Source organism: Kitasatospora sp. NPDC001309 (assembly GCF_042896295.1).
In the GTDB taxonomy this organism is placed as follows: Bacteria; Actinomycetota; Actinomycetes; order Streptomycetales; family Streptomycetaceae; genus Kitasatospora.
This window is the reverse complement of sequence record NZ_JBIAXC010000090.1, coordinates 1-15,027: the sequence shown is the minus strand read 5'-3', so window position 1 is coordinate 15,027 and position 15,027 is coordinate 1. Positions and strand designations below refer to the sequence as shown.

General features: G+C 72.6%; 13 protein-coding genes and 1 pseudogene. 9 read left to right on the top strand and 5 right to left on the bottom strand.

The annotated features are described in order from the left end of the window. The 4 genes from ACFY2K_RS42955 to ACFY2K_RS42940 form a co-directional block, all read right to left on the bottom strand. Positions 1-1,195, bottom strand: a 1,195-nt coding sequence (locus tag ACFY2K_RS42955; protein ID WP_387718493.1) for an ATP-binding protein, incomplete at its 3' end; no start/stop codon positions are given. 218 nt (positions 1,196-1,413) lie between these two features. Beyond that, positions 1,414-2,397 carry a bifunctional DNA primase/polymerase gene (locus tag ACFY2K_RS42950; RefSeq protein ID WP_387718490.1) on the bottom strand — a complete coding sequence of 328 codons (984 nt, stop codon included), beginning with the start codon at positions 2,395-2,397 and terminating at the stop codon, positions 1,414-1,416. 93 nt (positions 2,398-2,490) lie between these two features. Next, on the bottom strand, positions 2,491-2,955 hold the full coding sequence (locus ACFY2K_RS42945) for a hypothetical protein (RefSeq protein ID WP_387718487.1): 465 nt from the start codon (positions 2,953-2,955) through the stop codon (positions 2,491-2,493). Between the two features lie 39 nt (positions 2,956-2,994). Next, a complete protein-coding gene (locus tag ACFY2K_RS42940; protein WP_387718484.1) occupies positions 2,995-3,705 on the bottom strand; it encodes a GntR family transcriptional regulator in 711 nt (236 codons plus the stop codon). Between the two features lie 187 nt (positions 3,706-3,892). Here ACFY2K_RS42940 and ACFY2K_RS42935 point away from each other — a divergent pair, with 187 nt between their 5' ends. The 9 genes from ACFY2K_RS42935 (at position 3,893) to mobC (ending at position 13,402) form a co-directional block, all read left to right on the top strand. After that, the gene (locus tag ACFY2K_RS42935; protein ID WP_387718481.1) at positions 3,893-4,132 is read left to right on the top strand and encodes a hypothetical protein; all 240 of its coding nucleotides are present in this window, start codon (positions 3,893-3,895) and stop codon (positions 4,130-4,132) included. Positions 4,133-4,151: 19 nt separating this feature from the next. Next, positions 4,152-4,682, top strand: a complete 531-nt coding sequence (gene traA, locus ACFY2K_RS42930) for a plasmid transfer protein TraA (protein ID WP_387718478.1) — start codon at positions 4,152-4,154, stop codon at positions 4,680-4,682. A 16-nt stretch (positions 4,683-4,698) separates the two neighbouring features. Next, positions 4,699-6,747: a sporulation protein SsgA gene (locus ACFY2K_RS42925; protein ID WP_387718475.1), complete on the top strand. Its 2,049-nt coding sequence runs from the start codon at positions 4,699-4,701 to the stop codon at positions 6,745-6,747. 146 nt (positions 6,748-6,893) lie between these two features. Continuing rightward, entirely contained in the window at positions 6,894-7,391 is a 498-nt protein-coding gene (locus ACFY2K_RS42920) for a hypothetical protein (RefSeq protein WP_387718472.1), read from the top strand. A gap of 2 nt (positions 7,392-7,393) precedes the next feature. After that, a complete protein-coding gene (locus ACFY2K_RS42915) occupies positions 7,394-7,702 on the top strand; it encodes a hypothetical protein (RefSeq protein WP_387718469.1) in 309 nt (102 codons plus the stop codon). Positions 7,703-7,821: 119 nt separating this feature from the next. Next, positions 7,822-9,147: a DUF2637 domain-containing protein gene (locus ACFY2K_RS42910; RefSeq protein ID WP_387718466.1), complete on the top strand. Its 1,326-nt coding sequence runs from the start codon at positions 7,822-7,824 to the stop codon at positions 9,145-9,147. 755 nt (positions 9,148-9,902) lie between these two features. Next, positions 9,903-11,141 carry a recombinase family protein gene (locus tag ACFY2K_RS42905; protein WP_387718463.1) on the top strand — a complete coding sequence of 413 codons (1,239 nt, stop codon included), beginning with the start codon at positions 9,903-9,905 and terminating at the stop codon, positions 11,139-11,141. A gap of 1,499 nt (positions 11,142-12,640) precedes the next feature. Then, positions 12,641-12,853, top strand: coding sequence for a hypothetical protein (locus ACFY2K_RS42900; protein WP_387718460.1), 213 nt, complete (start codon positions 12,641-12,643; stop codon positions 12,851-12,853). Between the two features lie 120 nt (positions 12,854-12,973). After that, positions 12,974-13,402, top strand: coding sequence for a plasmid mobilization relaxosome protein MobC (gene mobC, locus ACFY2K_RS42895; protein ID WP_387718457.1), 429 nt, complete (start codon positions 12,974-12,976; stop codon positions 13,400-13,402). A 1,213-nt stretch (positions 13,403-14,615) separates the two neighbouring features. Here mobC and ACFY2K_RS42890 read toward each other — a convergent pair. Further along, positions 14,616-15,027, bottom strand: a pseudogene (locus ACFY2K_RS42890) (ATP-binding protein); the annotation flags it as partial.

Below are 15,027 nucleotides of genomic sequence, written 5' to 3'. Positions count from 1 at the left end.
GGTCGCCCTCGATCACGTCGTCGTTGAGGTCGTCCAGGGCAGCCCGGTACGCGTCGAGCGCGCCGAGGCTGTACGCCTTGTCCAGCCGACCGCACAGCCGGGCGAAGTCGGCCATGCGCAGATCCTCCGGCACGTCGCAGTCGGCGGCCCGGACGGCAGCCGTGACATCGAGCAGCGAGCCGAGCGTGGCCGGCAGCGCCTCGGTGAAGGCCGACCAGATGTCGGCCTCGGACCGGCGCACGGTCGGCCGCTCCAGCTTCATGGCGAGCAGCCGCTCGGCCAAGTCGGGCCGGAGCACGCCGACGTCGATACCGGTCAGCAGCACGGGCCGCCGCAGGGTCTGGCGGACCACGTCGCCGTCCGAGTACAGGGCACGCTTCACGTTCTCCGCGCCGGTGATCACACAGCACATCAGGTCGGACATGTCAGCCGTCAGGTGCGACAGGTTGTCCAGGCCGGTGACCCACCCGGCCGACGCCGCCGTGATCAGCGACTCCTCGTCCTTCGGCGGGCGGCGCAGGTCGCCGGTCATGCCCTCGACCACCCGGACCAGCATGCGTCCGGCGGTGGACTTGCCCGCGCCCTGCGGTCCGGTGAGGAACGGAGCGGGCACCGGTACGTCGGGCTCAAGGCAGCCGACCAGGAAGGCAATGGCCAGCGCGGCCGACGCTCCGTCCTTGAAGTTGCACAGGCCCAGCAGCGCGTCCACGCCGTCGAACCCCTGCTCCCGAACCGGCATCGGGAGTTCACCGGTCATGGCCGTCCGGCGCCACGTCACCTCATCGGGGGTCGGCCGGCGGACGGTCCACTCGCCAGGAGCGATCCTGACCGACTGGCCGTCATCCCGACCGAGGTCAAGCCACGTCACGCCGGGCGCCTTAGCGCAGGAGCCAACCCGGGTGTGCACCGGCCGGGCCGGAGAGTCGAACGCCTCGGCCTCCAGGATCTCCAGTGCCTCCTTCAAGGCCGTCCCGGAGAACGACCCGACGGCGTCCCGCCGCATGCCGATGATCAACTCCTGACGGTGGGACATGACGTTCTGGCTGCCCTGAGCCTTCATCGGCCGCGCAACAGGGTGCCCGGTCCGCTGGGCGTAGATCACGCCGCCCGGGGTGCGGAAGTAGTCGTAGAGCCCCTGCGCGTACTCCACGATCTTCTCGCGGGCCGGTGTCTTGTCCTCGTCGCTCTCAGCCACCTGCGGGTGCCTTTCCGGCCCCGTGCCCCTTGGGAGTCTGCCGCTCGGTCCTGCCCACCGGCTACAGTGGGCTTGCCCGGATCGGGTGCGGCGGCTACCTGGTACACAGTGGGCCAACTCGATCTTTGGACGGCCCGGAGGATTTGGCCCCTCCGGGCCGTTCGCATTTGCCTGACTCTAGGCCCCCAGGTCGGGGGCCGTTCTGATTTGTCGGCCCGTCAGGACCCGCACGGCTCCGGCTCGAACGCCCGCCAGCGCTGCCGTATCGCGTACGGCTCGGGCACGCCGACCGCGACGGCGGCGGCCACCAGGTCGTCGGCCAGCTGCTCCGCGCACGGCCCGGTGCACTGCCCGTGGTGGTAGGCGACCCGCCGCAGCGCGGCGAACAGGGCGTCGCCACCACGGCCCCGGGTCGGGTTGGCTGAGATGCCGGCCAGCCCGGCGTCCAGGCCGCGCCGCCGAAAGCTGGCGTTGTGGCGGCAGCCCGGCATGTCCTCGTACCGGCCGCGCGGCGGCGGCACCGGTCGGGTGACGGGCGCCTCGGGGTCGGCGGCCACGGCGGTGTTCGCGGCCAGCCACCCGGTCATGGCCTCGGGCCAGTCGGCCACCGGGTCGTTGCGCAGGACGTCACCGGTCCACCGGGCCTGAGTGCTCACCAGGACGTCGAACGGCCAGCGGCCGTCCGGCCCGGCCTGTGGCGTCCGGTGCGGCGCAAAGGGTGCGGCACCGGCATTGGACGCGTCGGCCTGGTCGTCGGCGACGCGGGGGTGGATCAGGTGCCGGGCGCCGTTGGCCGCCCGGTAGTACAGGTGCCAGCCGCGACCGCTGGCCGACCGCAGGGTGAGCGTGGGTGCGAGCACCCCGGCCGCCACCAGGTCGGCCAGCAGCGCGCCGCCGTCGGATTCGACGTCGAGCACCGCGAGCCCCGAGGGCCGCACCGCGATGCCGACCAGCGCGCCGCGCGGCCAGCTCCGGCGCACGCGGTCCGGATCCGCGGTTGCTCCGTTGAGTCCGTGGCACCAGTCCCCGGTGCAGCGGCCGGCCGAGCAGGCCGGGCAGGCCGCCGGGCTCCCGGCCTTCGTCGCAGCGCACTGCCGGCAGTTGCCGAACGGGCGCTTGCTGTCGGGCAGGAGCGGCAGCACGTGCCAACCGCGCGCCAGCAGGGCCACGGCATCGTCCAGGGTGCTGGTCAGCGAGACCACGGTTCTCTCCTCTCTCTCGCGGTGAAGTGCAGGATCGGGAGCGGCGCCAACTCTGCCGGTCGCCCGGCTGATACGGGAACGTATCGGCGGTGGTCAGCGGTGGGCGTTGACCGTGGACTCGATGCCGCGCGCCGTCTCGGCCGCCCGGCGCAGGGTCACGATGGTGCCGGCGTAGAACTCGGCGGCGGTCTCCAGCGACTCGTACACCGCGACCCGCCGCTCCAGTTCCTCAGCCAGCCGACCGGCCACGCTGGACAGGTCAGCGGCGCTGAGCTGCACCGTGGTCCCGGTGAACTCGACACCGCCGGCCAGCCGCGCCAGCGCTTCCCGGAGAACGGCCGTCTCCTGGTGCGTGATCGTGTACTGCTCGCTGACCTGGTGCAGCCACTCGCAGACCAGGGCGTCCTGCTGCTGCGGACCGTCGGCCAGGTGCTCCTCGATGGTGCGCGCTGCCGCCCGGAGGATGGCCGGGTCAGCCGGCCGACCCTCGGCGATCGAGTCGGCATGCTGGCGCAGGAGTTGGGCGGCCATCTCCAGCGCGCTCGGGGTGTCGGTCACTTCGAGTCCTCTCGGGCCAAGGGGCGGAATCAGGGCTGATCAGGCGAGCGACGTGGACCAGCGCAGGACCGTGGACCCGTCGGCGACCTTCACGGCCACCTCGAAGGTCCGCCCGTCGGCCAGCAGCACGGTGCGCACCACCTGGGTCACGATTACCGAGCCGGTGAGACCCAGCGCCTCCCGCTCGGGGTCGGTCGCCAGGCGGCTGGTCACCTCCTCCAGCACCTGCTGCTGGGGAACGCCGAGGCGCTCGGCGGCCAGCTCCCGGGAACCACCGGTCGAGGTCGGCCGAGCCAGTTCCGGGGTCGCTTCGATCACGAACGCCGGGTAGTAGCTCGTGCTCACGTGGACCGGCACGCCGCCCCGGCTGACGCGCCGTCGGCGCATGTGCACGGGGGTGCCGGGCTCGATCTCCAGCCGGGCGGCCACGGTCGCGTCGGCGCCCACGGTCCCGGTCTCCAGGATCTCGGACGTCTCGTTGCTGGACAGCGCGCGGCCGGTGGCCGCCCAAGTGCGGACCCTGTCGGCCACGTTGCTGCTGCCGCGCTCAGCCACCACGGTCCCGCCGCCCGTGGTCGCCTCGGTCAGCCCCTCGGCCTTGAGCACCTTGTACGCCCGGCTGGCGGTCTGCTGCGCCACCTCGAACGTCTGCATCACCTCACGCAGCGTCGGCAGCCGGTCGCCCGGCCCGAGCTGCCCGGTCTCGATCTGCCTGCGGAAATGCGCCGCAATGTCGGCGTATCCGGCCATGGTGGGCCCCTTCCTTCGTCGGGAGCGGCCGTGTGCCGCTCACCTATGAAGGTAGACCACGATGGGCGTGAATCACTAGGGGGTAGTGCACATCGGAGTTTTGGTCTACTGTCAGTAGAGCAACGAGCCCTCGCCAGCTAGAGACTGACGAGGGCTCAGGGCCGTGACCTGCATCGGAGGTACAGCCATGTCCAACGCTACCGCCGCCCGGCTTGCCGGGTTCGGGCGACTCAACCCGGACGGGACCGCCGCGTTCCGGCTGGCCGACCCGATCAGCCTCGCGACGTTCCGCCAGCTGGCGGCCGAGGACTGGGTGTCGGCCGTGACCACCACCCACAACGCCACCGACGGCACCAAGTTCCGGTGCGTCTGCACCGTGAACGGCCGCCAGTTCACCGTCACCGGCCACCTGCGCACCGGCCGCTGAGACCAGGGGAGGACCCACCATGGCTTCGACTTCGCACACCGGCGGCTCGACCGGCGCCCGGACTGCCAACACCGGCGGCAGCGGCAACACCTACAAGTCGGGCGGTGGCTTTGCCCCGGCCGCCGCGTTCGCCCCGTCCTTCGGGATCAGCGTCAACATCAACAAGGGGATGCCGGGCGGCCAGGGCTTCTCGCCGACCGGTGCCCAGCAGGGCAACGGGGGCCAGATGCTGCTGCCCGCGCCGGAGTTCAACAACACCGACGACGTGCGCGCCTACTGCAACCACGTGCGGGCGCTGATGATCCAGATCGGTCTGGAGCTGGGCATGGCGTCCAAGCTGCTGGAGGCCCGGCTGCGTCAGGTCGGCCGTCGCCCCGGCGCCTTCCCGGGTGACGGCCTGATCCGAGCCCGCTCGGTGGCCGGCCACCTGCGCAAGTCCGGCAACGCCGCCGTGGACGTCGCCAAGCAGGCCACCGCCACGGTCGGCGCCCTGGAGCGCGAGTACCGCACCCCGAAGCCGGTCCAGTCCGCCACCCCGTTCCGCATCTGAGAGAGGAGGCCGCGCCATGTCGAACGACAAGCACGACCAGGAGCACCAGCACAACGAGCAGCGCATGACGGGAAGCTCGACCTTCGCCCAGATCGGCGGGTGGCTGCTGCACCGCAGCAAGCCGTACCTGCCCGCGTGGGTGGGGGCCGGGGCCGTCGGCGTCGCGGGGTCGGCCGCCTCGCTCCAGTGGCAGGGCAGCGTCGGTGCCGGCGTCGCGCTGACCCTGGGCTCGGTGGGGATCACCGCCGCGTCGTGGCTGGTCGGCCACCGGCTCCAGATCGTCCACCGGGCGCACGTCGCGGTGACCACGGCGCTGGCCGCCGCGTGGGTGACCGCAGCCGCGCTGGCCGGTCCGCTCGCCTCCGGGGTGCTCAACACGTACCTGATGGGTGCCCCGCTGGTGGCCATCTCCTGGAACCTGCGTCGGCTCACCCGCTCCGGCGAGCAGTCCGCGACCGGCGACGGCAACGGCTCGCTGCTGGAGAAGGTCGGCCTGGCCCGCGCGAAGTTCGGCCGGATCAAGGTCGAGGCGAACCGCGTCTCAGCGCCGTACACGCTCCCGGCCGGGGAGATGACCAACGCCGACATGGTGCGCTCGAAGGACCGTTTGGCGTCCGCGCTGGACGTGCCGGTCACCGCGATCCGCATCCAGCCCGACCCGGACAGCGCGCGGAAGGGGACCCTGGTGGTCGTCCCCGAGGACCAGCTGAAGGTGCCGACCGTCTGGCCGGGCCCGTCGGTGCCGGGCGGCTCGATCGCCGAGCTGCTGCGCATCGGGGTGTACGACGACGGGTCCGACCTGCTGTTGCCGCTGCTGGAGGCCATCCACCTGCTGGTGATGGGGATGACCGGCTCGGGCAAGACCGAGGGCGCGCTGGACGTGCTGCTGGAGATCCTGACGCGCCGTGACGTGGTGGTGTGGCTCTCCGACCCGGCCAAGAGCGGCCAGGACTTCGGCCCGATCATGGACGCCTTCGGGTGGGTCGCGCTCGACATGCCGTCCACCATGGCCATGGCCGCCGCCGTCCAGGCCGTCATCCCCGCGCGGGCGAAGTGGCTGCGCGACCACCAGTACCGGGCGTGGGAGGAGGCGGCCGGACGCGTCCAGACCGACCCCGCGCACTCCTGCCAGTCCGGCCGGGCCTGCCGCTGCCCCGGCATGCCCTACCTGCTGGTGTGGTGGGAGGAGGCGGCCAAGACCCTGCGCGAGATGGGCGAGGACGCCTTCACCGGCATGGCGCAGGAGGCCCGTTCGGCGGGCGTGTCCATCGTGATCTCGATGCAGCGCGCGTCCGGCTACCAGATCAGCACCGACACCCGCGCGTCGCTGCCGGCCGCGCTGTGCTTCGGCGTGCGCGGCGATGACGCCCAGTTCGCGCTGCCGGAGGAGGTGCTGGACGCCGGGGCGAACCCGGCCGCGTGGGCCAACAAGCGCAAGGGGTACGTGTACCTGGCCAGCGCCGGGGTGGACGAGGAGATGCACTCCAACCCGGCCCGCACGTTCTGGACCGGCGGCGACGCGCTCTACGCCCAGATCGGCGCGTGGGTGGTCGAGCAGTTCGCCGAGGTGCGCGCCGCCCTGGACCCGGTGACCACGGCGGCCGCCGCCCGGGTCGCGGGCAAGTACTTCGTCCTGGACCAGGCCGAACTCGACGCGCACAACGCCTCGGTGTACGCGGCGGCGCCCGAGGACGCCCGCCCCGACGAGGAGGACCAGGTGGACACGGACGACGCGGTCCGGTCGGCCGTGGAGGAGATGCTGGCGGCGGCCGGGACGGCGGCCGAGGACATCCCGCCGCTGTCGGCGGGCGCCAGCTTCGACCTGCCCCCGGTCGAGTTGAGCCCGGAGGAGGCCCGCGAGTCGCTGGTCGAGCTGGTCGAGATGCTGGCCGGCGCCGGGCCCGGCACCGTCGCGGTGCGTGACCTCTACCCGTACCTCGAACAGCTCGGCCGCAAGCGCGAGTGGGTGTCCAAGCAGATGAAGCGGCTCTCGGAGGAGGGCGTCCTGGCGCCCACCGCGACCGAGGGCACCTACCGCCTGGTGCCCCAGCTGGCCGGGGTCTGACGGCCCGGCACACCCGGCACACCCCCGCACAGCATCACACCGCGAATCCCCACATCACCCGGGGTGTGATTCGGGCGGCACAGTCCCGAATCACACCCCGCACACCCCGGCCGCACACCGGCCCGCACACCCGGAGGCACAGCCCGATGAACCGCCCCGAGATCTCCGACGCCGACCTGCTGGCCCTGCTGCTGCCCGACTCCCCCGCCGACCTGGTGGCCCCGGCCCCGGCACCGGCCCCGGTGGCGGCCGCCCCCGCCGGTCCGCTGACGGTGGGTTACCAGCCCGGCCCGGACGGCACCCTGGTGCCCGTCTACATCCCGGTGCCGCTGGCGTCCAATGCGGCAGCCGGAGCTGTCGTTGCGCCGCACCCGACCCGGGAGGCCGGGCCGCTCGTGCCCCGGTGGGCGGTCGGCACCGCGGTTGCCTCGGTCGGCGTCGGCGGCGGCGCCTGGCTGCTGGCCGGAGCGCTGCACCTGGCGTCGGCCGCCGTCGCCGGGCTGACCGCCGCCGCCACGGCCGGGCTGCCGCTGCTCGTCTTGGCCGGCGTCGCCGTGGCCGCGCTGGCCGGGCGCCGCTCGAAGGACACCGGCCGACTGTCCATCACCCAGACCATCACCCAGTCCATCCAGATCGGAGACTGACCATGGACCGCGCCTTACTCGCAGACCGGGCCCGAGCAGCCTGCACCTGGGTCCTCCACCAGTACGCCGTCGAGCTGATCCCGCTCGCCCTGGTCGGCGCGGTGGTCTCCACCGGCCACCAGCTGCCCGGCTGGCTGACCGTGACCGCGTTCCCGCTGTTCCTGCTGCTGGTGGCCGCCAACGTGGTCGGCCGGCGCATCCACCGCAAGCTGGACTGGGCCGGGGTGCCCTGCCGCTGGTGCGACCTGCGGGCCGTCCACCAGGACCACGACCAGGCCGACCGCGACTGGCCTGGGGGCACCGGCTGGTGACCGGCACAAACCTGCCGGACCTCTCGAACTCCTGATGCCAGACTGACCCCCGAACACAGTTGGGGCCGCCCGGTCGTGACCCGGAGCGGCCCCGTGATCCACGGAAAGGTAGGACGCCCGTGAAGCACCACCAGCAGTATGAAGCCACCCGGCACCGCATCTCGGCCGGTCGGCTCGATCTGATCCTGACCCTGGCCGCCGGTGGCCTGATCATCGCCCTGACGGCCGTGGCGTTCTGGCTGTCGTACGCCCACCTGCACGACGTCGCCGACACCAACGGCCTGGCCGCCGACCAGAACCGCGCGTGGGCATGGCCCGCCACCCTGGACACGTTCATCGTGGCCGGTGAGGTGCTGATCCTGCGGGCGTCTTTGCGGGGCGCGAAGGACTGGTGGGCGTACGTCTGCACCGGGGTCGGCTCGGTCGGCTCGATCCTGCTGAACGTGCTCGGCGTGCCGGCGCACTCGCACAAGCTGGTGTACGTCGTCGCGGCCGTGCCGCCGACCGCCGCCATGCTCGCCTTCGGTCTGCTGATGCGTCAGGTCCACCAGATCATCGGCTCGGCCGTCGCCCGAACCGACACGGCCGAGCAGCAGTCCGACACGGCAACCGACACGGTGGCGGCCCAGACCGACACGGCCGTGTCGGTTCCGGTGGCTGCGGTGTCGGTCGAGACCGTGGTGACGGTCCCGGCCGCCCCGCTGGCCGCGCCGGCCGAAGCTGCCGATCTGGACTCCGCCCCCGTCTTCCTCCCGGCCGACACGGCCGCCCTGGTGGCCGACACGGGCGCCCTGGCCGCTGTCCCGGCCCCGGCGGCCGTCCCGGTCCAGGACCCGGCCCCGGCACCGGTCCTGACGGCGCCCCGGGTCGTGATCTGCGGTCCGGCGGTCCACCGGCCGCGCATCCTCGCCTCGGACGGCGCCCTGGACACCTTCCCGGCGGCCCCGGTGGCCGTCGCGGTGCCCCAGCCGCTCCCGGCGCTGGACAACGCCGGATCCGCGGCTCTGGACGCCCTGCTGGCCGCTGCCCGGCGCCCGCTGCCCGCCCGTGCCGACAGCGACACGGGGCGCGCGCACTTCGTGCCGACCGGCCCGGGCTACGCCGAAATCGAGGCCGAGGTGGCCGAGCAGCAGCGCGCGACCTACGCCGAGGTCGAGGCCGAGTTCCGCGCCGCCGCCGAAACCGACACGGGCGCCGACCAGTTCGACACGGCCGAGCCCGCGACCGACACGCAGACCGACACGGCCGTGTCGGTTCCGGCCCCCGGTGCCCGGCTGAGCGAGGTCGAGCTGGACGCCGTGGTCCACATGATCCGCACCGAGACCGAACCGCCGCGCTCCTTCCGCGCGATGGAGGAGCGGTTCCGCGAGCTGGGCTACGTCGCCGGTGCCGCCCGCCTGCGGGCCGCGTGGGACCGCGTCACCACCGAGGCCGTGACCGCCTGACCGACCGCGCCACCGCGCCCCGTCTGCCACCCCGGCCGGCGGGGCGCAGTGCTGTCCGGGACCGCGCCGTCGGCTCGGCCCACACGGTAACCACCGCACACAATCCGCGCAGCGGCGCACACTCCGGCCGGGCCCAGCGTGCGCGTTCACCGTCGGGACGGTGATTCAGCGGGGCGCTTCGCGCTCTCCAGCACGCAGTGCGCCGTCGCGGTCCGGGCCCGTGCCCGCGCCGCGCTCGCCGTGGTCGGCGGACAAGCAAAGGGCCGCTCTCCCCCGCTGCGTCGCGCTGCCCGACCGCGCGACCGGCACCGCCGGGCGCCACCAGACCAGCGCCGCAGGCCCACCGATCCAGGCCGACGACCACCACCACCCCCCTGAGAACTGGATGTCAGCCTTTCCGCAGCCTTGATGACGGGCCCTGAGCTGCCACGATGCGGCGCCCGCACGGAGGGCGGCAGGACCGCATCCAGGACCGCGCCCGACCTTGATGTCGGGACCGCATCCAGGACCCCGTCCAGGCCCGTCCGGCGGCACGATGACGACCAGGGCGACCGATCCAATGCGCGAAAGGACTTCCTTTCGCTCACTGCCCTAACCCGTCCCGGTGAACCGGACATTGCAGGACATAGCCGACGCTCGATCCAGTCCAATTCATTGGACCTTGCGCGGCATACTTGCGCCTCACCATTGGACTCTGATAGTCCATTAGCTGCGCCGAGATCTTCCGCGCCAATGGATCGAATGGGGAGGACGACATGTCGGACCTGCTGTACCTGAGGTTCAGCACCGCCGAGCAGACCGCCGACGCGCAGCGCGCCGACATCCCGGCCGACGTGCTGGCCCGGATCGGCGACGGCTGCACCTTCACCGACCCCGGGGTCTCCGGCTCCGTCCCCGCGCTGGAGCGCGACGGATTCCGCGCCCTGCTGCTCAAGGCCGAGCCGGGCGACACGATCCACGTCGCGTGGTTCGACCGGCTCATGCGGCCCGAGCACATGTCAGACGCCGAGATCGTGATCAGCACGCTGCGGCGCAAGCGGCTGCACCTGCGGGCCCACGACTTCCCGCTGCCCGACCTGACGGACGACAACGAGATGACCGAGGTCGTCTGGAAGATCATGGCCGCGCTGGCGGGCATGGAGCGCCGACGCACCGCCCGGCGCCGTGACGCTGGAATGCGCGCCGCGCGGGAGGCCGGCACCCACATGGGCCGCCCGGCGTCCTACACCCCGGCGCAGGCTTCCGCCGTCGTGGAGCTGGACGAACGCGACCGCAGCCAGCGCAGCATCGCGCGGGAAGTCGGCCTGTCCGCGCGCACCGTCGGCCGCATCCTGGCCGACCACCGGGCACAGCAGCTCGGCGACCAGGGCGACGGCTCCAATCCCGGTGCCGCACTTGCGCCGCATTCGCCGGTACAGGGCGGGCCGGTCGAGCTGGCCATCCCGGGCCGGTGCGTCGAGGACCTGCGTTACGGCCCGCGCGACACCCCGGCCGAGGTGATCGAGGCGCTCAAGAGCGGCCGGAAGCTGGCGCGCGGCGCGAGCGGCTACCAGCTGCTCGTCACCGCCACCCCGGAGGTGCACCGGCTGATCCGGCAGTGGGCTCCGGCCGTCCAGGACTCCAACGGTCGCAAGGCCCGGCGCAAGTGGGACGCCGCGCTGGACGCCATGCCGCAAGCCGCGGTTGTCCCCGAGCAGCGCCACCAAGACGACGACCGGGTGCCGGCCGACGGACCGGTGCCGCTGCCGCTCGCCAAGGCCGTGCTGCAGAGCATCCAGGCGCAGACCGACCTGTCCGGCCCGGAGCGCGCGGCCGTCGAGTCCGCGACCGGCCGGGGCACCACGGTCAAGGTCACCGCCGCGCCGTCGGTGCACCGCCAGCTGGCCCAGCGCGCCCGCACCGTGGCCGACAGCCAGTCGGTCCGCAAGTACGCCGCCGCCGTCGCCGCGCTGCCCGCCCCGGCCGCAACGCCAGACGGCCACAACGCCGCCTGACGGCCCGCCAGCGAACCCCCGCACCGGAGGAGAGACCCGGGGGCGGGGGTTCGGCGTCTCCCGGCCCCGCAGCGGCCCGCCAGGGTGCCCCGGGGTGCCAGCAGGGTCATGGGGGTGGGGTCGGGTGCCACAGGCCATGGAGCTGGGGCCGGTGTCGAAGACTTTCTCTACGTGCTCAAGGGCGGCCCGGCTGCCCCGGGCGGGCATGCGGGCTGGCGCCCGGTCCCACCCGGGCGCCGGGCCGCGTTGCCGGGCTGGCTGATCCCCGAGGTACCCGGGCGCTTGCCGCCCCGGGACCCCGGCCCTGCGCGGCACTCCCCGGCGCGCTACCCGAGCTCTCCACCGACCCGCCGTCGCGCCGGGAAGCACCACGCCCTCGCGTGCACGCGTGCACGGGCACGGGTGCACGCGTTGCCCCCCTCGCACGCGTACGTGCGCGCCCGACGTGCGCGCGCCTTGGGCCGCCGACACCGGCGCCCGCAGCGAGGTGATGAAGATGAACTCGGCCCACTCCTGGCGGCCCGGATCGAGCCCGGCCTGACTGAGCGACAGCCGCGGTTCACGTCCGCGCCGGCCACCACGCCGGGCGCCACCAAGGTTCGCCGGACGGGCTCCACCAACGTTGGCGAACGGCCGCTCACCAACGTTGGTGACCCTCCCACCGAGTCCGGATCCGCCAGCACCGAACGCAGCCGACGACGAGCAGCACCACCAGGAGCACGACGAGCAGCGACCGAGCCGACGAGAACGAGGACCAGGAGCAGCAGCACCAGCCAGCGACCGAAGCGACCAGCCCCAGCCCACTCCTATGCATCACGACCCAGCGGAGCGAAATCCCAAGATCATGAACGGTCACACCTCATGCACTTGAGTGACCCAGGAGAGCGGCACACCTCTTGCACTCCGCCGGCCCCCAGCTCGAAAGGGGTGCCGTGGGGAAGTAGTCGGCGCCGTCAGACCCCTTGTCCGGGCCCCTTGTCCAGCAGGTCAGACCCCTTGTCCGCGACGCTGGCGCGGGCCTTCGTGGACCACTCCGTAGGCCAGTCCGTAGGCAACTCCGTGGGCCAGTCGGCAGGCCACTCCGTAGGCCACTCCGTAGACAACCTCAGGCACCATGATCATCTTGAGTGCTAAGGTATCGTCACCCGCGTGACGATACGGCCGCCTTCGAGGCGGCCTTTTTGCTGCCCGGACCGGCTCGGCCGGCACTCCTGATGTGGCTCCCGATGCGGCTCCTGCTGCACCTCCTGATGCAGCTCCTGATGCCAGCACCCCACCCTCGGGCCGGGTGCCGGGTAGCCGCAGGTCGGGGCAGGAATCGGGGCCGCCGGAAATTCCGACATCCCTCTCCTGGCCCTTCTTCCTCTGCTGTGGGGGTGGCTGGTGGAGCGCGGCGGGACGGGATCGGACGGGCCTGCGGCGCTGGTTGGTGACGGCGCCCGGCCGTGCCGGCCGAGCGGTCGGCGCGGCGGTCGCGGCGGGTCCGCGAGGATGTCCTGATGAGCACTCAGCGACGCGCACTCGGCACCGGCCCGACCACCCAGGAGCCGACCGCCGAGCCGTCCGCCGGCACCCGCCGACTGCCGATCGAAGCCGCGGTTCCCCGGCCGCTCCTGGTGGACGTCGAGCACGACCAGGCGCTGCCCGACCCGGCCCGCCGACGTCCTCTTGGGACCGGCCCGGTGGTGCCTATTGGGCCCGATAGGCCATAACTCGCTTCGGTCTCCTGCGCAGTGAAAGCCGGTAGCAAGTTAGTGCCCATTGGGCCCAATAAGCTGCTGGCCGGGTCAGCGCGGCGCTGGCCGGGTCCGAGCACGGACGGGGGCTTTGCGGTGGGGGACGAGCAGCTGCACGACGACAAGGCGAGCCCGGTCCGCCGGCGTTCCCGAGCGGACGACGCGCGCACCGCCCGGGTGCGGTTCTGGTTCACCGAGACCGAGATGGAAGTGGTCCGCCTGGCCGCCGCGCGGGACAACCAGTCGGTCGGCGCGTGGGTCGCGGAGAGGTCGCTGGCGGTCGCCAAGGAGGTGCTGGTGCCCGTCTCACCGGCTGCCCGCGATGTGCTCGCCGAGCTGATGCGCGCGCGCTCCGAGCTGTCCCGGATCGGCAGCAACGTGAACCAGATCGCCCGCGCCGTGAACAGCGACGCCGAGGTGACTCAGGCTCAGCTGGACGCTGTGCTGGAGCGCGCGACGCGGGCGGTCGAGCGGGTGGACGAAGCCACGGTGCAGCTGATGCGGGAGCGCCGCGCCCGCTCGTAACGATGACCCGCGAGGGGTCGGGCGAGGGCCGAGCAAGATATCTCCTAACGTCACGTTAGGGGCGGCCGGGCACCGGCCGAGCGGTGGCGCGAGGCCCGGATCGGGCAGCAGTCAGCGGCCGTCCGCAACCGGTCCCGACGGCGCTCGCGCGCGTGACAACGAACGCCCACACAACCGCGGCTCGCCCATCAGCTGGCCGCCACGCGGGCGGACCCGACGACAAGCAAAGGGCCGCTCTCCTCCGGCCGGCCACGGCGACCGGCGCACCGCCAGCGCGCACCAGGATGACGACCAGGCCGACGGCTCCAATCCTCGCGCCGAGCCGATCCGCCGCACTGGACCCCACAGGCCGGGGTCGTGACTGGCCGCCGTTCGCCGAGAGGTCATGACCCTCCCCCGACGGGTGCCGGCCGATACGCCCGGGGAAGACACCCGCCTCGATCCCCACGGTTACCGGGTCGGTCCCCGCGGCTACTTCGGCACGGTAGCCACGCGAATCAGTGCCCCGACCTGCGGTAGCCACAGCTAAGCGGCAGCGTCACCGTGAGGCCCGACGGGGGAGGGCGGCCCTTTGCTGTTCACCCGGTACGGGGAGCACGGCGCGGGCACGGACCCGAACCGCGACGGTGCACTGCGTGCTGGAGAGCGCGAAGCGCCCCGATCTTCGTTCTGCCGAGTCGCCAACTGCTTACAAGCACCCCGAACTCTCTTTAGTAGAGGAATCCTGCGTCACCTGCGTCACCTTCATGATCATCATGGGCGTGACCTGGGCTTTTACGGGTGACGCAGAGGCAAAATCCTGCGTCACCCCTGCGTCACCTGCGTCACCCTGGTCCGTCCTGCGTCACCAGTTCTGCGTCACCGCTTCGGACGGCTACGTCACCAGCGGGACGGACGGCCTCCGACCTGCACAAACGCCGAATTCGAAGGCCGCCCCGAAGCTGTCCGGAACCCCCGGGTGTGCGTCACCGGTGACGGAGCCTGCGTCACCTGCGTCACCGCTCAGTCACCACGTTTCCGCAGGTCAGAGCCGCTAAGTGACGCAGTGACGCAGATGACGCAGGATTCCGGACAAAAGACGAGTGAGGGGGGTCCGGGTGACGCAGGACGCTTCGGACGGAGGACTTAGGACAGCTTCGGACGGGCACGCCGACGGCCCCCGTCGGATAGGTCCGGACGGGGGCCGCAGGTGGGGCGGGGAGCTGTGTGAGCGTCAGCCGGTGGCGGCGTAGAGCGGGGGCTGTTCGGCCGGCGGACGCGCGGCCGGGACGACTGGCGAGATGGCCTTGATCTCGATGTAGCGCGCTGTCTTGGTGCGGCCCCACTCGATGAGGACGCCTCGGGAGGCCAGCGTCGGCTGGAGACGCTTCAGTCGGTCGGACAGGACCTTGCCGGTGGTCGGCCAGCCCTTCGGCCGCATCAGTGCCGACTCCTCGGCGTTGAGCACGTGCAGCAGCTCGGTGGACCCGTACCGGACGGGACCGGCCTTGCACGTGACCGGAGCCCAGCGGAGGACGAGCTGGGCCAGCTGGTCGCCCTCGATCACGTCGTCGTTGAGGTCGTCCAGGGCAGCCCGGTACGCGTCGAGCGCGCCGAGGCTGTACGCCTTGTCCAGCCGACCGCAC